The sequence below is a fragment of the Tsukamurella sp. USMM236 genome, from assembly GCF_037148755.1.
Classification (GTDB): Bacteria; Actinomycetota; Actinomycetes; order Mycobacteriales; family Mycobacteriaceae; genus Tsukamurella.
On the sequence record NZ_JBBCSS010000004.1, the window covers coordinates 183,247 to 200,090 of the forward strand.

Below are 16,844 nucleotides of genomic sequence, written 5' to 3' on the forward strand. Positions count from 1 at the left end.
GGAGACGGACGCCCGACCGGACGTTCACCGGGGACCGAGCCGGTCCGCAGCCTCGAGCAGCAGTTCGCGGACCGTCTCACCCGGCAGTCCCGCACGGAGGAGCCCCGCCGAGAGCCGGTCGATCGCCTGCCGCGCAGCTTCGATTCCGGCGGGATCCGGACCGAGCGGGGTGGGGTCGGCGATGCGCGTGCCGGCACCGCGGCCAGTGACCACCCACCCACCCCGTTCCAGTTCCTGATAGGCGCGCGAGACGGTGCCGGGCGTGAGCCGCAGGTCGGATGCCAGCTGGCGCACCGTCGGAAGCCGATCACCGGGTTGCAGTTCCCCCGCGGCCACGAGAGCTGTGACCTGCTGCCGGATCTGCTCGAACGCGGGAACAGGGCTGTCCGGATCGACGGTGATCCCTGCGGTCACGGGCGCCACCGCCGGGAGGGCGCCACGAACCGGTAGGCAGAGAAGACGAGCACGCCGACGACGACAGCGGCCGACGCCGTAGCGGCCAGGCCCGGCCAGACCGACGGGTCCCATCGGAATCCGTCGGACGCGAAACACTTCTCGAATCGAGCGGGATACAGACGCACGAGCGCAGCCGTGGCGCTCGCCAGCGCACTCGCCGCAGCGAATCCCAGCACAGCCACGGCCCGCGTCATCGCCCTGATCCGCAGTTCGTGGTCGACGGCCGGATCCGGCGCAGCGGGCGGCCGCCGGTCGGCCGCCGCGATCGCGAGCGCCACGAGCACGGCGGCACCGACGATGACCACCAGCCACGCCCACGCGACAGTGGGCGACATCGGATTCCCGTCGCCCGACCGCGCCTGCGCCGTCATCCCCGGGAAGGCCTCGTCCCTGAGCCGATCGCACGGAGTCGGGCCGGGCGTGACCGATCCGGCGACGACGATCAACGCGGCCACTGCCAGAACCAGCACGAGCCCGGATACCGCCAGCAACGCCCGCGGAACCATATCCGGGATCCGGCGCGGACCCGCGAGCGCGGTGCGGGCGTGCACTCCGCGCGCTCGAACCCGTTGGCCGATCACGTCGACGGCCAGAAGCACCAGAACCGAGCCGGCCGTCAGACCCGGCCCGTCCGTCGTGGGACTCAGCCAGAAGACGACGACGAGGACGATCGCGGCGAGCAGCGGCGCCCGATCACTCCACTGGACCGCAGCGGACGCACGCGAGAACGGATCGCCGGCGGACAGCGCGCGATCCCGCATGGCGACGACGATCGCCGGCACCAGCACCGCGAGCACGATGAGCGGCATGAGGAAGAGCGTGCCCATCAACCGACCACCGCCGGCTGCGCGGCGCGGATCCGGCCGGATGCCTGGCCAGGGTAGGCGTAGCAGGCGATCGACATCACGAGGATCACCAACGCGACGCCGCTCAGTACGCCGCCGACACCACGCGCCATCGACCAGGCCTGCGTCACCTGTTCCGAGACGACGCAGCCGGCGATGCCCGGCGGCGGTTGCGGCGCGCGCATCGCGCCTTCGACGGCCGCCTGCTGCCCGCCGCGGCCGAAGCGCGACGCCGCGCCGTGGAGCAGGTCCGCCACGCCTACGAGCGCGAACGCTGCGATGGCCGCGGTGATCGACACGGATCGAGTGGCGATGCATCTGCGCAGGCCGGCGTCGGCCGCCGGGTCCGCTACCAGCGACGGTCGACGATGACAATGGGCCATCACCACGACCGACCCGAACAGGCCGGGGAGGATCGCGGTCGCCATCGCCGCGGACCAGCCACCGCTACGCAAAAGGGGCGTCGTCGAGAAGCCCTGCGGCCAGTTCTCCCCGGCCGGCGTCCGGCACGCCAGGCCCCAATGGTTCGCCCGAGGGCTCCCCGGCTCCTGAACCGCGAGATACCAGACGATCGCCGAGAGCACGAGCACCGCGAGGACCGCGAAGCAGGCCGCCACGAGGAGCGGCAGCGGCACCAGTTCGCGGATCCGGCGGGGCCGGAGCACGGAACCGCGCACGACGCCGGAGCTGAACGGGAAGACCTCCGCGACCACCAGGGCGACCGGGAGGAGGACACAGACCGCGATCAGCACAACCGCCGCAGACGGCACCGCGAGCGCGGCGCCGATCACGGCGATCAGGCCGCAGACCAGAACCGCGGCCGCGACCAGCGTCGCCGCGCGCCGCATGAAACGATCCGCGGCGCGCGTCGGGTCAGGCTCAGCGGGACGCCAGAGCGACCGGGGCAACCACGTCAGTAGGTACATCACGACCGCGCCCACCGCGGTCACAGCGGCGCGCACCGCCCATTCCTCCACCATCACGACCCCCTTGTGTCGATCAATCGACACAAGACTGCCCCTTGTTCGATCTTGTGTCAATAGATCCACACAAGATCGCGTGATCACACGTCGAGCGTGCAGTCCCCTACCGCGACGGAGATGCACGTCTGAATGCGCTCGCCCTCGGTGTGCAGGTCGCCGCTGCGCAGGTCGCGGACCTGGCCGTCGGCGAGCTGGACCACGCAGGTCTGGCAGATGCCCATGCGGCAGCCGAAGGGCATCTGCACGCCGGCGGCCTCGCCCGCCTCGAGGAGGGTGGTGGCACCGTCGACGTCGGTGGTCTTGCCGGCCTTGAGGAAGGTGACCTCACCGCCGCTCGCGGAGACGTCCGCGCGCTCGACGGTGAACCGCTCCTGGTGCAGGCGCGACTCGATGCCGCGGTCCTTCCAGGCCTTCTCCATGTCGTTGAGGAAGACGCCCGGCCCGCAGATCCACGTCTGGCGCTCCTGCCAGTCCGGGACGGCCTCGCCGAGGTTCGCCGGCGTCAGGCGGCCGGCGTCGCGGGTGTAGCGCAGCTGCACGCTGACGTTGTCGTGGTCGGCGTCGAAGGCCTCGAGCTCGTCGCGGAACAGGGCGGAGTCGGCGTTCGGCGAGGAGTGCACGGCCACGATGTCGGTGGACGCGGGGATGCCGCGCCGCTCCAGCGTGCGGAGCATCGCCATGACGGGCGTGATGCCGCTGCCCGCGGTGAGGAACAGGACCTTGGGCGGCAGGGGGTTCGGGAGCGTGAAGTCGCCCGACGGTGCCTGCAGGCGCACGATGGTGCCCTCCTGCACGCCGGTGACGAGGTGGTTCGAGAGGAAGCCCTCGTTCATCGCCTTGACGGTGATCGACACCTCGCGCGGGGCGCGGCCGTGGCCCATGTCCGGGACGGAGGTGAGCGAGTAGGAGCGCCACGTCCACTTGCCGCCGACGAGGACGCCGATGCCCACGTACTGGCCGGCCTCGTACTTGGTGTTGAAGCCCCAGCCGGTCTCGATGGTGAGCGTGACCGACTCGTCGGTCTCCTGCTCGACCTTGACGATCTTGCCGCGCAGCTCGCGCGCCGACCACAGCGGGTTGATCAGGTGCAGGTAGTCGTCCGGCAGCAGCGGCGTGGTGAGCCTCGCGACCGCGCCGCGCACCAGGTTGGTGCGGGGATGCTCGGCGGAGACGTTCTTGGCCGGGGCCTCGAGCCAATCACGGAAAGCGCGGAAGGAGTTGCTCATGGGGGTGAGCCTACGGTGCCGTAGCTTGTTGGGACAATTTCTGTGAGGTTGTCCTATGCGGGTGCGGCGCGGCTACCGCTTCGCGGGGCCCGCGGCGACGAAGTTCCAGTAGCCCCGCGGACCGTCGGAGATCGTGAGCCGGTTCCCGGTGACCTTCACGGTGCGCGGGCCGTCGAAGGCCTGCCGGAACTGCTCGCCCGCGCCGGCGACGTAGCACATCCGCAAGGTGGAGAAGAGGCCGCTGAAGGTGGCCCGATCGCCCTTCACCTCGGCGGTCATGCCGAAGACGTTGCAGCCGTCGTTCCCGCCGGCCCGCTTGCCATCGATGCTGAAGTGCGCGGGCGATCCGGTGTACTTCACCGGCGCGGTCCGCGCGAAGCCGCTCGACGCGAAGTTCCACTGCGTGCCCGTCAGGGGCACCGGAGCCGCCGACGCCACGGGCGCGGACGCCGCGACGCCCGCCCCCACGAGGAGGGCCGCCGCCAACCGGGTACCGCGCACCGTCATGCCTCGACAGTAGCCCCGGACGTCAGCGCGGGGCCACTCCCGGCTCGAGGAGTTCCAGCGGGTCGAAATCCATGGCGAACGGGACGTCCGTCCGGAACCGCTGACCACTGACCGCCCGCTGCCGCGAGACGTACGCGCGGTCGACCAGTTCGTGGAGCTCGACGGCGACGTACGCCCCATCGATCTCAACGCGCAGGAAGAACGGCACCCCGGCCGCCGCGCAGAGCGCCGGCTTGTCGATCCGGTCGCGACGGCGACTGCCGGGCGAAACGAACTCGACCGGCATGAGAACCCGACCGGCCGGCACCCAGGTGGCCTGCTGGGCGGATTCGCGGAGCACCGCCACGTCCGGCTCTATCCAGGTCTGGTCGTCGAAACGCATGTTCACCGACGGGTAGACGAGAGCATCAGCATCACGCGCCGGCCCGTCGAGCAGAATCACCAGCCGGCCCACTGCGTACCGGTTGGCGGCCCCTTCCATCGGACTCATGACCAGTCTCCCCCCGAGACATTCGTACTTCGCCGGCGGCAGGTCGTCGAGCGGGAGATAGCGCTCCGCGAGCTTCGTGGTCCACAGACCTGCGAGAGCGACCAGCGGGTCGAACGGGTCGTCGACATGCAGCGGTGCGGCCATGATCCCCTCCTCGCTTCGCGGCGATGTCACATCCAGGCTAGAGCAGTTCCAGCAGGAAGGGCAGCTCCTGCGTGGCGTACCAGGCGAGGTCGTGGTCCTCGGCATCGCCGACGGCGAGCTCGGCGTCCTCGTCGCCGAGGTCCGCGGCGTCGACCACCTGCGCGGCGCGGGTCACGGCGGCCTCCGCCTCGGAGACGTCGACGTGCACCGCGAGAACGTTCTTCAGCCGGATGGGCTCGGTCACCTTGAGGACGGCGTCGTCGAGGTCGGGGCGTTCCTTCGCGGCCGGGACGTCGGCCGTGATCACCACGCGCCGAACGGGATCCGGCGCGGCACTGTCGCCCTCGGCCTCGGCACCGTCGGCCGGCTCCGGCTCGTCGACGGCGAGCAGCCGCAGCGAGGCGCGTGCCGCCTGGCGCATGGCGGCCTCGGCGAGCTCCTCGTCATCGCCCGAGGTGTACGCCTCGCGCAGCGCGGGCGTCACCCCGAAGACGGTGCCGCCCAACGGGAACAGCTCCCCGTCGCGCTGCAGGACCTGCAGCCCCGCCAAGGTGCTGGGCACGTACACGCGGACCGTCATCTACTCCCCCTTCGCGGACGCGGCGAGCTCGTCCAAGGCCTCGTACAGGAACTCCGTCATCGAGATCACGTCCCACATGCCGTCGCGGTCGGCGTTGAGCCCGATGTACACCGTGCCGTTGTACGACGTGATGCCGATGGACACGACCTGGTTGGCGATGAGCGGCGGCACCGGGAACACCTCCTGCACCTCGATGCCGGACAGGTACACCGGGGCCTGCGGGCCCGGCGCGTTGGTGACCAGGGTGTTGAAGGACCTCGGCGAGACGCTCATCGCGGTCCGCGCGCCCAGCGCGTGCAGCGTCGGCGGCGTGAAGCCGCCGCTGGCGGCCAGCGCCCGCGCCGCGACCTGGCGGTTCCGGTCCACCTGGGCGGCGGCGCCGTGCGCGATCTGGCGCAGCCGGACCACCGCGTTGCTCTCCGCGACGGGGAGCCGCACGATGTACGCGCGCACCTGTTCGCCGACGCCGAGACCCACGTCGTCGACGGCGATCGGCTCGAGCACCCGCACCTCGGTGCCGGCGCTGATCGGCTCGCCGCGCGAGATCAGCCAGGTGCGCAGGCCGCCCGCGATCACCGACAGCAGCAGGTCGTTGACGGTGCAGCCGTAGGCCGCCCGCAGCCGGCGGAACTCGCCGAGGTCCATCCGCGCGACGGCGAACCGGCGGCTCCGCGAGATCGGCACGTTGAGCGAGCGCACCGGGGTGACGGCGGTGCGGGCGCGCACCAGGCTGGAGGCGCGCTCGATGACGTTGGCGGCGTCCTCCTGCAGGCCGGTGATCGACTCGGCGACCTCGCCGACCAGGCCCTGGATCATGGACGCGGTCCGCGCGGGACGCGAGAGCATGTCGATGACGGCGCCCATCACGAGCTCGCCGTCGCTGGGCTCGTGCTGGCCCATCCACAGGTCCTCGGGCGGCTCCGGCGTGTGCGGGGTGTCGGTGAGCAGCAGCTGCATCAGGTCGACGTTGGCGCGGCCGTCGACGAGCGCGAGGTGGGTCTTGGTGAACACCGCGAGCCGGTCGTCGGCCAGGCCCTCGATGAGGTAGACCTCCCACAGCGGGCGCTCGCGGTCCAGCGGCCGGGAATTGAGACGCGCGACCAGGTCGTGCAGCTGATCGTCGCTGCCCGGCTGGGGCAGCGCGGAGACCCGCACGTGGTACGTGATGTCGAAGTCGCGGTCCTCGACCCACACCGGGCGGGCGATGCCGAGCGGCACCGCGCGGACCTTCTGCCGGTACCGGGGCACCTCCGCGAGGCGCTCCTCGATGGTGTCGAGAAAGCGCTCGTACTCCAGCCGCTCCTCGGGTCGGCGCACGATGACGAGCGACCCCACGTGCGTGGGAGTGGTGGAATTCTCCAACGCGTAGAACTCCGCGTCGGACTGGCCGAGCCTGCCCTTCACTGCACCTCCCCCGGTGACCGATCTTCGGCGTCAGCATACGGGATCGACCGCTCGCCGCCGGTTCGAGTACACGGGATCCGAACGGCTTCCTGATGCGTCTAATCAGTATGGGGGCGATCATTCTCGCGGCCGACGGGGCACGGTCCCGCACGCCGCGCACACCGGAACCCGGCTTCGTCGTGCTGCGCGCGCCGGACGCCGAACCTCCCGCGCGGCCGCTCGTGCGCGTGAAGGCCGCGCGGGCCGCGCCGCCGCTGCCGGCACCGTCGGATCCCGCCCCGCCGGAGCCGATCGCCCTGCCCGGGCCCGTGGCCGCAGTGCACCCCGACGCGCACCGCTTCGTGCTCTCCACGCTCCGGCCCGTCTTCGAGGTACTGGACCGGCGGCGCCCGGCGAAGCACCTCGCTGCGATCGCCTCGGGCACCGTGGTCGACGTGCTGCGGACGCTCGCGGAGACGGGGCCGGCCGGCACGGTCTCCGGGTGGGGCGACGTGCACGTGGGCACCCCGCGCGCGCTGGCACAGCGCGCCCGCCGCCCGCGCGGGCCCGAGGTGGGGTCCGAGATCTTCCTGACCTACACCCGCGGGGAGCGGGTGCTCGCCGCGGCGGGCCGGGTCGAGGCCGCGGCCGGACGGTGGCGGTGGGTCGCGTTCACCACGGCGGCGTGACGCGGGTTACTCCTGTGTTTGCGCGAATCACGACCGCCCGGCGCGGCGGGGCGGTACACAAGGGACATGTCGCTGAGCTCGCTGCGTGCCGCGTTCCGTTACCGGGTGGCCCGCCACTTCCTGATCGGCCCCGCGCTGTGGGCCTGGGGACGCCCCGAATACACGGGGCTGGAGAACATTCCCCGCACCGGTCCGGTGATCCTGGCCGCGAATCACCTCGCGATCTCGGACTCGTTCTACGTGGTGCAGAGCGCGCGGCGGCCCGTCAGCTTCCTCGCGAAGGCGGACTACTTCACCGAGCCCGGGATCAAGGGCCGGTTCAAGAAGATCTTCTTCTCCGGCATGGGGCAGATCCCCGTGGACCGGCGCGGCGGCTCGGTCTCGGCGCCCGCGCTCGAGGCGGCGACGAAGATCGTCGAGGACGGCGGCGCCTGGGGCATCCACCCGGAGGGCACCCGATCCCCCGACGGCCGGCTGTACAAGGGCAAGACCGGAGCGGTGCGGGTGGCTCTCGCCACCGGCACGCCGCTCATCCCGATCGCGCTGGGCCGCACCGACAACCGGACCCGGAAGAACTTCTGGAAGAGCCGCGTCACCGTCGACGTACTGCCGCCGCTGGACCTGAGCGACGCGAGTCTCGACGATCAGGAGTCGATCCGCCGCGCCACCGACCGCCTGATGGAGGTCATCGGCGAGCACACCGGCCAGGACCGCGTCCCCGAGTACGCGAAGAAGGGCGGCAAGTAGCCGCTCGACGACGAACTCGACGACGAAGGAGGGCGGCAGTGCCGCCCTCCTTCGTCGTTCGGTGGCTTACCGGCGGTGCTTGCCCCGCGCGGCCGCGGCCTTCTGGGCGGCCTTGTCGGCCTCGCGCTTGGCGGCGCGACGCTCCGACCGGGAGCCCTGCGGCTCGTCGGCGTTCTGCGAGATCTCGGTGAGCTCGCCCTGCTCGGACGGGCCGGAGAGGGTGATCTTCTCCGGGTCCACGTCGGCGACGGGGCTGCTCACCTGCGCCGGCGCGGCGGCCTCCGCATCGGCGGCCCCGGGCGCGCCCTCCTCGGGCTCCTGCACCTGGACCTTGAACAGTGTGGAGACGGACTCCTCCTTGAGGCCCTCGAGCATGCCGTTGAACATGTCGTAGCCCTCGCGCTGGTACTCGACAACGGGGTCGCGCTGGGCGATCTGACGCAGGCCGATGCCCTCCTTGAGGTAGTCCATCTCGTAGAGGTGCTCGCGCCACTTCTGGTCCAGGACCGACAGCAGCACGGACCGCTCGACCTGGCGCATCGTGCCCTCGCCCGCGGCCTTCTCGATCGACTCCTGGTGCTTGTCGTACGCCGCGTGGATGTCCTTGAGCAGGACGTTCTTGAGCTCGCCGCTGGTGATCTCGTCGCGGTCGCCGTTCTCGTCCTCGCCGACGACCTGCTTCCAGTCGAGGTCGATCGGGTACAGCGTCCGCATGGCGGTCCACAGCTCGTCGAGGTCCCAGTCCTCCACGTAGCCCGTGGACGTGGCGGCGTCGACGTACGCCGAGACCACGTCGTCGGTCATGTGGTTGACCTGGTCGAAGAGGTCCTCGCCGCGCAGGATCTTGCGGCGCTCGTCGTAGATGACCTTGCGCTGCTCGTTCTGCACGTCGTCGTACTTGAGGACGTTCTTGCGGATCTCGAAATTCTGCTGCTCGACCTGGGTCTGCGCGCTGCGGATGGCGCGGGAGACGAACTTGTTGTCGATCGGCACGTCGTCGGGCAGGTTGACGCGGTTCATCCACGCCTCGATCTGCGCGCCGTTGAAGCGCCGCATCAGCTCGTCGCCCAGCGAGAGGTAGAAGCGGGACTCGCCCGGGTCGCCCTGGCGGCCGGAGCGGCCGCGCAGCTGGTTGTCGATGCGCCGCGACTCGTGCCGCTCGGTGCCGAGCACGTAGAGGCCGCCCGCGTCGCGCACGTCGTCGCCGGCCTCCTTCGACTCCTTCTTGACCTGCTCGATGGTCTCGTCCCACGCCGCCTCGTACTCCTCCGGCGTGGTCACCGGATCGAGGCCGCGCTCGCGCAGCTTCAGGTCGGCGATGATGTCGGGGTTGCCGCCGAGCACGACGTCGGTGCCGCGGCCGGCCATGTTGGTGGCGACGGTGACCGCACCGGGCGTGCCCGCCTTGGCGATGATCGCCGCCTCCTGCTCGTGGAACTTGGCGTTGAGCACGGTGTGCGGGATCTTCTTGCGCTCGAGCTGGCGCGAGAGGTACTCGGACCGCTCGACCGAGGTGGTGCCGATGAGGACCGGCTGGCCGGCCTCGTGGCGCTCCTCGATGTCCTCGACGATGGCGGCGAACTTCGCCTCCTCTGTCTTGTAGATGAGGTCCGTCTGGTCCTTGCGGATCATCGGCCGGTTCGTCGGGATCGGGATGACGCCTAGCTTGTAGATCTGGTGCAGCTCGGCGGCCTCGGTCTCGGCCGTACCGGTCATGCCGGAGAGCTTGTCGTAGAGGCGGAAGTAGTTCTGCAGCGTGATCGTCGCGAGGGTCTGGTTCTCGGCCTGGATCTCGACGTTCTCCTTCGCCTCCAGGGCCTGGTGCATGCCCTCGTTGAAGCGGCGCCCCGCGAGCACGCGGCCGGTGAACTCGTCGACGATGAGGACCTCGCCCGAGCGGACGATGTAGTCCTTGTCGCGCTCGTAGAGCTCCTTGGCCTTGATCGCGTTGTTCAGGTAGCTGACCAGCAGCGAGTTGGTCGCGTCGTAGAGGTTCTCGATGCCCAGTTGATCCTCGACCAGCTCGACGCCGGCCTCGTTGACGCCGATGGTCTTCTTGCGGATGTCCACCTCGTAGTGGACGTCCTTCTCCATCAGCGGGACGATGCGCGCGAACTCGGTGTACCACTTCGAGGAGGCGTCGGCGGGGCCGGAGATGATGAGCGGCGTGCGGGCCTCGTCGATGAGGATCGAGTCCACCTCGTCGACGATGGCGTAGTTGTGGCCGCGCTGCACCAGCTCGTCTTCGCTGTGCGCCATGTTGTCGCGCAGGTAGTCGAAGCCGAACTCGTTGTTGGTGCCGTACGTGATGTCGGCGCTGTAGGCCGTGCGGCGGCGGTCCGGGTCCTGCCCGGAGAGGATGCAGTCCACCTCGAGCCCGAGGAAGCGGTGCACACGGCCCATCCAGTCCGCGTCGCGCTTGGCGAGGTAGTCGTTGGTGGTGACCAGGTGCACGCCCTTGCCCGTGAGCGCATTGGCGTAGGCCGCCATGACCGAGGTCAGGGTCTTGCCCTCACCGGTCTTCATCTCGGCGATGTCGCCCTCGTGCAGGGCGCCCGCGCCCATGATCTGCACGTGGTACGGCTTCTGCCCGAGTACGCGCCACGCCGCCTCGCGGGCGGTGGCGAACGCCTCGGGGAGGATCTCGTCGAGGGACTCGCCCTTCTCCAGGCGCTTCTTGAAGAGCTCGGTCTTGGCCTGGAGCTTCTCGTCGGAGAGCGCCTCGTACTCGTCGTTCAGGCTCTCCACGTAGGAGGCCAGGCCGTCGAGCCGCTTGACCATCCGGCCTTCGCCGAACCGCAGCACCTTGGAGAGAACCACTGAGCAACCTCAATCCGTTAACGAGTCAAAGTGAGCGCGCGCACACACGAATCCCGGCCGCGTCGTCCGCGACCGGGATCCATGGTAGGCGAAACGTCAGGTCAGGCGGAGAAGGCCGTAGTCGAACGCCTTCCGCCGGTACACGACGGAGGGCTTCTCGGCCTCCTTGTCGAAGAACAGGAAGAAGTCGTGGCCGACCAGTTCCATCTGCGACAGGGCGTCGTCCACCGTCATCGGCGTGCCCGGATGGTCCTTGATCCGGACGACCTGGCCGGGCAGGTGGTCCTCGACGAGGGCGGCGTACGGATCGTCGTCCGTCTCGCTCGCGGACGGCGCGTCGGGCAGGGCCGACGGTGCCGTCGCCTCCGCCACGGAGACCGGGGTGCGGTTCCCGTAGTGCACCTTCTTGCGGTCCGAGGCCTTCCGCAGGCGACTCTGCAGGCGGGAGAGGGCGGTCTCGAAGGCGGCGTAGAAGTTCTCCGAGGCCGCCTCGGCACGGGCGACGCCGCCCTTGCCGCGGACCGTCAGCTCCAGGCGCTGGCAGGCCTTGGACTGGCGTGGATTGGGTTCGTGGAAGAGGCTGACCTCGAACAGGGTGATGGTGGAGCGGAACTTCTCGAGCCGCGCCAGCTTGTCTCCCAGGTAGACGCGGAAGTGCTCGGGCACCTCCACGTTGCGGCCGTCGATGGCCACGGGGGCGTTGGGAGTGAGGTACTCCTTGTCGCGCTCGTCGGCCACGTGGCCGGGTTCGCGGAAGGGGTCGACCTCGACGTTGGGGGTCGCGTGGGCGCGATTCGTGTCGCGCGGGGACAGAAGGGTCATGTGGAACCTTTCATGCAGGCCCGAATCCCTTGCGCTCGTACGGATCACCAGTCCGTCACTTCGGTCAGCGCGCGTGGGAGCAGGCTCAGATTCGAACGGCGGGCGGACTGCCCGACGCCTGGGAAGGTGTGCCATCACCTCCTCTTTCTCGAACCGGGAAAGGTACCCCCGAAGATAGCCCGGCTTTCCGGATCCCGCCAGGATTTGGTCACCGCGAGTTCACCGACGCGTCACGCCGCGGCGAGGGTGATCGCGGCGGCGACGGGCACGCCCCGTCGGGCCAGGGCGGCGACGGACTCCGCCAGGGTGGCCCCGGTGGTCACCACGTCGTCCACCAGCACGACGGTGCCGTCCGCGGGTAGCGCCCGGACACGGACGGTGCCGCGCACGTTGGCGACCCGCGCGGAAGCTCCCAGCCCCACCGACTCCGCGGCGCCCACTGTGCGCAGGACCGGCGAGACCGTCACCGCGTACACGGGAGCCGCGGTGCGGGCGCCGGCGCGGCACACCGCGGTCACCACGTCGCCGCCGCGGCGTCGAGCGGCCCACGCCGTCGTGGGCGCGGGCACCAGGACCGGATCATCGCCCAACTCGCCCCAGGCCCGCAGGCGCAGCAGCGCGTGCGCGAGGGCGCGGCCCAGCGGGACGGCGAGATCGCCGCGACCGCGCTCCTTGAGCTGCAGGACGGCGCGGCGCCGCGCACCGTCGTACCGGCCCAGCGTCCAGACGGGCACCCCCGGATCGACGGTGGTGCGGATCAGCGCCGGGACGTCGTGCAGGGCCGCCTCGCAGCGGCCGCACCAGCGCACCCGCGGGAAGCCGCAACCGCCGCAGGTACGGGGCACCGCCAGCTCGACCAGGTCGTCGACGCCGCCGGCCACCCCACGGACGACGCCCCGCACGATGCGCACGGCTCCCCCGTTCCAGGTGCGCTCTACCCGGGCAGCACCGGGTTCGCCCGGCCCCCCGCCAGGCGATCCACCTGGCTCCAGTATTGCTCGTCGCTGTCCGGACCGATGCCGATCTCCCACACCCCCGACGAGTCCGTCGCGTACACCGCGGACGTCGACACCGCGACGTTGTAGACGGGCGGCGAGAGGTTGCGACTCGGGACGGCGGTGACCTCGCCCGAGTCGTACCGCACGGACAGCACCGGCGAATCGGAGGTGTTGCGGCCGATGAAGATCACGTCGCCGGTCTGCCAGTCGACCGACGAGGCGACCAGCTCCCGGTCGGTGACCACCGACGTGAGACGGGCGAGCTTGGTCTGTCCGTTGGGCGCCGCCTGCACGACACCCACCAGCACCTTCCCGCCCACGACGAGGGCCGCCCGCACACCGTCGCGCGAGAGGCGCAGCTCGGTGATCGGGCCCGGCGCGGCCGCCGCCACCTCGCTCGCGTCGATGTCGGTGGTCGAGACCTCCCCCGTGGTCTGGTCCTGCCGGACCCGGACCACCCGCGTCCCGTCGAGCACCGTCCAGACCGCGGCGTCGTCGGGCGTCCACGAGGGCCGGGTCATCGAGCCGGCGGTGAGCACCTGCGTGGGCACGCCACCGTAGGGCGCGAGGGCGAGCGCGGTCCCGGGGCCGCCCCGGCCGCCGGCGTCGAGCACCGCCGCCACCTGCCGCCCCGTGCCCGAGAGCCCGACCGAGCGGATCGACGTCGATGCCCCGAGCGGCCCCGCGACGGGGGTGACCTGACCGCCCGCGCCCTGGCCGCCGGTGATCTTGACGAACCGGCCGTCGAGCACCCCGTGCAGGCCGACCGCGAGATCCGACGAGGCGTTCGGGCTGATCGATGCGACGTCGTTGGGGTTCCAGCCGGACTGGTGCTTGTCGTCGAGCGGGGAGCCGTCGACGGTGATCACGTACGGGCCCTGCACGTCGGCGCCGGCGAGGCTCCACACGATCTGCCCGGCCACGAGCCGGGCCACGTCGGGCTCGACGCGCGGCAGGCCCGTCAGGTCCACCCGCACGCCCGCGAAGCCGACGCCCGGGTCGCGCTGGTTGCCCTGCGCGTCGGTCACGGCGCCGCGGATGCCGGCGTTCGCCCCGAACGGGTTGTAGACGGCGTCCTTGAGGGCCGCCCGCGGGCCGCGGACCAGGAGCAACAGCAGGTCCGAGGCGAGCTTGGAGCGCGGCCCGGCCAGCCATCGGGCGTCCGGCACCAGGGTGCGCCCCGTCGGATCCGGGAAGTACAGCAGGTAGCGGCGGTAGACGACGCGGAACTGCTCGGTGTCGATCAACAGCATCGGGGTGTTGCCCACCGAACTGATCCCCTGCAGCCGCCACTGGCCGTCGACCTGGAGGAGCTGGACGTTCTGCGTGATCGACTGCGATGCCGGCTCGAACGTGCCGTCGGCGCCGAGGAAGCCCGTGGCCTGCGCGCGGATCGTCGCCTTCATGAAGTTCGTGCTGCGCTCCGTCGGCAGCACGTCGATGTCCTTCACCACGACGGCCTGCTGCGGCACGTCCCAGCTCGCGTTGGGCGTGAGGAACTTGCGGGAGGCGGCGTAGTTCCCGTCGGCCACCGCGTTCGCCTTGAGGAAGTCGCGGACGATGACCTCGGGCTGCGAGTCGCGGCGCGGCGCCAGGCCCCGGTCGGGCGCCGCGGTCTCGCCGCCCAGGTCGCCGACGACGCGCGGATTCGTCGACTCGGGGATGTTGGCGCACCCGGTGAGCGCGACCAACGCGGCCAGCAGGATCACCAGGGCCTTCCCGGCGGGCGTGCGCAGTGTCCTAGACATCGTCGGAGCCCCCGTCCGGGCCGCGCCGCGTCATCGACTTCAGGGGCAGGGGGCTGACGGTGACCCGGCCCCCGCGCGTGCGGGGCAGGGTGAGCCGGAAGCAGGAGCCGCTGCCGGGCTCGCCCCAGGCCTCGAGCCGGCCGCTATGCAGCCGGGCGTCCTCGATGCTGATCGCCAGGCCCAGCCCCGTGCCGCCGGAGCGCCGAACCCGCGAGGGGTCAGAGCGCCAGAAGCGGTTGAAGACCAGCTTCTCCTCGCCGGGCCGCAGGCCCACACCGTAGTCGCGGACGGTGACCGCCACGGCGTCGTCGTCGGCGCGCATGGTGAGGATCACGGGCTTGCCCTCGCTGTGGTCGATGGCGTTGGCGAGCAGGTTGCGCAGCACCCGCTCGACCCGCCGGGTGTCGGCCTCGACGATGACGGGATCGTCGGGCATGTCGAGGATCAACTCGGTCTCGGACTGCTCGGCCAGGTGCCGGACGGTGGCCATCGCGGAGGCGATCGGCACCTCGATGTCGATCTGCTCGGAGTGCAGCTCCGCGACGCCGGCGTCGTGCCGGGAGATCTCCAGCAGCTCGGCGAGCAGGGTCTCGAAGCGGTCCAGCTCCTTCTGCATCAGCTCGGTGGTGCGGCGCATTCCGGGGTCGAGGTCGTCGACGGAGTCGGCGATCATGTCGGCCGCCATCCGCACGGTGGTGAGCGGGGTGCGCAGCTCGTGGGAGACGTCGGAGGTGAACTGGCGCTGGAGGTTGCCGAACTCCTCGAGCTGCCCGATCTGTTTGGACAGCGACTCGGCCATGTCGTTGAAGCTCATCGCGAGGCGCGCGATGTCGTCCTCGCCGCGCACCGGCATCCGCTCCTTGAGCCGGCCCTCGGCGAAGCGCACCGCGATCCGCGCCGCGGACCGCACGGGCAGCACGACCTGTCGCGCGACGAGCAGGCTGACCGCCGCGAGCAGGATGAGCAGCACCGCGCCGCCCGTGTACAGCGTGCCCTGCATCAGGTTGAGGGTGTTCTCCTCCTGGGTGAGCGGGAACACCAGGTACAGCTCGAGACCCGCGATCGTCGACTGCACGGGGGTGCCGATCACCAGCACCTTCCCGTACCGGCCGGTGCTGTCGGTGACGGTCGCGTGCTGGAACGCGGTCTGGCCGCCGCGGACGAAGGTCTGCAGCGACTGCGGTACCTCGCTCTCGCTGCCGATCACGATCGGCGGGCGGCCCGCGCCGTGCGGCACGATCAGCACGGGGTCGTAGTTGCCCGACCGCGCGGCCGTCGGGCCCACGTCGAGGCCCTGGCTCACCAGGCTCGCGCGGACGCTGCGCAGCACCGACTCCACGCCCTCGGTGCGGGTCTCCGCGCGACTGAGCGAGAGTTCCACGTTCTGCTTGACCCGGGCGGTCTCCTCCTTGCCCGCTGTCAGCTTCGCGTCGATCAGCTGGTTCGCGATCTGGGAGGTCAGCACGAAACCCAGCAGCAACAGCACGGTGAGGCTGAGCACGAGGGTCTGCGTGACCACCCGCAGCTGCAGCGAACGGCGCCACACCCGGCCCGCGTACGACAAGCCGGCGCCGGCGAACCGCGCACCGTCGCGCAGGGCGATCGTGGGGTCGGCCAGGAACGTGCGCACCGCGCCGCGCACCCAGTCCACCTGCCGGGCCGCCCCGGCCCGGTCGATCACGAGCCGATCGGCCCGCTCACGCCGGCCCCGCCTTGTAGCCGACGCCGCGCAGCGTGAGCACGATCTCCGGGTTCTCCGGATCCTTCTCGATCTTCGCGCGCAGGCGCTGGATGTGGACGTTCACCAGCCGGGTGTCCGCCGGGTGCCGGTAGCCCCACACCTGCTCGAGCAGGACGTCGCGCGTGAACACCTGCCGCGGCTTGCGCGCCATGGTGACCAGCAGGTCGAACTCGGTGGGCGTGAGCGAGACGACGGCGCCGTCGCGGGTCACCTTGTGCGCCGGGACGTCGATGATGACGTTGCCGATCGAGAGCAGCTCGCTGGGCTCGTCGTCGGTGCGGCGCAGCCGGGCCCGCACGCGCGCGACGAGCTCCTTCGGCTTGAAGGGCTTGATCACGTAGTCGTCGGCGCCCGACTCGAGGCCCAGCACCACGTCGACGGTGTCCGCCTTCGCCGTGAGCATCACGATCGGCACCGACGAATCGGCGCGCAGCACGCGGCACACGTCGATGCCGTTCATGCCGGGGAGCATGAGGTCGAGCAGCACCAGGTCGGGGCGGAACTCGCGGGCCGCGCTCAGCGCCTGCGTGCCGTCGCCGACCACGGTCGAGTCGAAGCCCTCGTTGCGCAGGACGATGGTGAGCATCTCCGCCAGGGCGGGATCGTCGTCGATCACCAGGATCCGGGGTTTCATGCTGTCCATATTGTCACTGCTGTCGGCGTTC

Annotated in this window: 16 protein-coding genes; 2 read left to right on the forward strand and 14 right to left on the reverse strand. The window is 70.9% G+C overall.

Annotated features, from left to right (window positions below; genetic code table 11):
• Positions 1 to 24: 24 nt before the first annotated feature.
• The 8 genes from WFK95_RS14980 to WFK95_RS15015 form a co-directional block, all read right to left on the reverse strand.
• Positions 25 to 414, reverse strand: coding sequence for a GntR family transcriptional regulator (locus WFK95_RS14980; RefSeq protein WP_224649411.1), 390 nt, complete (start codon positions 412 to 414; stop codon positions 25 to 27).
• Positions 411 to 1,283 (reverse strand): hypothetical protein, encoded by an 873-nt coding sequence (locus tag WFK95_RS14985; protein ID WP_336671148.1) that lies wholly within the window; start codon positions 1,281 to 1,283, stop codon positions 411 to 413. Before WFK95_RS14985 ends, WFK95_RS14980 begins: the two co-directional genes overlap by 4 nt.
• Positions 1,283 to 2,368, reverse strand: coding sequence for a hypothetical protein (locus WFK95_RS14990; RefSeq protein ID WP_336671149.1), 1,086 nt, complete (start codon positions 2,366 to 2,368; stop codon positions 1,283 to 1,285). Before WFK95_RS14990 ends, WFK95_RS14985 begins: the two co-directional genes overlap by 1 nt.
• Positions 2,365 to 3,510 carry a ferredoxin reductase gene (locus tag WFK95_RS14995; protein ID WP_224649405.1) on the reverse strand — a complete coding sequence of 382 codons (1,146 nt, stop codon included), beginning with the start codon at positions 3,508 to 3,510 and terminating at the stop codon, positions 2,365 to 2,367. Before WFK95_RS14995 ends, WFK95_RS14990 begins: the two co-directional genes overlap by 4 nt.
• A gap of 72 nt (positions 3,511 to 3,582) precedes the next feature.
• The gene (locus WFK95_RS15000) at positions 3,583 to 4,017 is read right to left on the reverse strand and encodes an META domain-containing protein (protein WP_224649402.1); all 435 of its coding nucleotides are present in this window, start codon (positions 4,015 to 4,017) and stop codon (positions 3,583 to 3,585) included.
• A gap of 22 nt (positions 4,018 to 4,039) precedes the next feature.
• Positions 4,040 to 4,651, reverse strand: coding sequence for a Uma2 family endonuclease (locus WFK95_RS15005; RefSeq protein ID WP_336671150.1), 612 nt, complete (start codon positions 4,649 to 4,651; stop codon positions 4,040 to 4,042).
• A gap of 37 nt (positions 4,652 to 4,688) precedes the next feature.
• Positions 4,689 to 5,231 (reverse strand): DUF6912 family protein, encoded by a 543-nt coding sequence (locus WFK95_RS15010; RefSeq protein WP_336671151.1) that lies wholly within the window; start codon positions 5,229 to 5,231, stop codon positions 4,689 to 4,691.
• Positions 5,232 to 6,635, reverse strand: a complete 1,404-nt coding sequence (locus WFK95_RS15015; protein ID WP_336671152.1) for a WS/DGAT/MGAT family O-acyltransferase — start codon at positions 6,633 to 6,635, stop codon at positions 5,232 to 5,234.
• A gap of 107 nt (positions 6,636 to 6,742) precedes the next feature.
• Here WFK95_RS15015 and WFK95_RS15020 point away from each other — a divergent pair, with 107 nt between their 5' ends.
• Entirely contained in the window at positions 6,743 to 7,303 is a 561-nt protein-coding gene (locus WFK95_RS15020; protein WP_336671153.1) for an Rv3235 family protein, read from the forward strand.
• A gap of 66 nt (positions 7,304 to 7,369) precedes the next feature.
• Entirely contained in the window at positions 7,370 to 8,050 is a 681-nt protein-coding gene (locus WFK95_RS15025) for a lysophospholipid acyltransferase family protein (RefSeq protein WP_224649393.1), read from the forward strand.
• A 66-nt stretch (positions 8,051 to 8,116) separates the two neighbouring features.
• On the opposite strand, the gene secA is transcribed toward WFK95_RS15025, so the two are convergent.
• From secA to mtrA, 6 genes are all read right to left on the reverse strand, one after another.
• Positions 8,117 to 10,831, reverse strand: a complete 2,715-nt coding sequence (gene secA / locus WFK95_RS15030) for a preprotein translocase subunit SecA (RefSeq protein WP_443081566.1) — start codon at positions 10,829 to 10,831, stop codon at positions 8,117 to 8,119.
• Between the two features lie 135 nt (positions 10,832 to 10,966).
• Positions 10,967 to 11,692, reverse strand: coding sequence for a ribosome hibernation-promoting factor, HPF/YfiA family (gene hpf, locus WFK95_RS15035; protein WP_336671155.1), 726 nt, complete (start codon positions 11,690 to 11,692; stop codon positions 10,967 to 10,969).
• A gap of 230 nt (positions 11,693 to 11,922) precedes the next feature.
• Entirely contained in the window at positions 11,923 to 12,603 is a 681-nt protein-coding gene (locus WFK95_RS15040; RefSeq protein ID WP_336671156.1) for a ComF family protein, read from the reverse strand.
• A 23-nt stretch (positions 12,604 to 12,626) separates the two neighbouring features.
• Entirely contained in the window at positions 12,627 to 14,438 is a 1,812-nt protein-coding gene (gene lpqB, locus WFK95_RS15045) for an MtrAB system accessory lipoprotein LpqB (protein ID WP_336671157.1), read from the reverse strand.
• The gene (gene mtrB, locus WFK95_RS15050; RefSeq protein WP_224649473.1) at positions 14,431 to 16,041 is read right to left on the reverse strand and encodes an MtrAB system histidine kinase MtrB; all 1,611 of its coding nucleotides are present in this window, start codon (positions 16,039 to 16,041) and stop codon (positions 14,431 to 14,433) included. Before mtrB ends, lpqB begins: the two co-directional genes overlap by 8 nt.
• Before the next feature lie 94 nt (positions 16,042 to 16,135).
• On the reverse strand, positions 16,136 to 16,822 hold the full coding sequence (gene mtrA, locus WFK95_RS15055) for an MtrAB system response regulator MtrA (protein ID WP_224649371.1): 687 nt from the start codon (positions 16,820 to 16,822) through the stop codon (positions 16,136 to 16,138).
• Between the last annotated feature and the right edge of the window lie 22 nt (positions 16,823 to 16,844).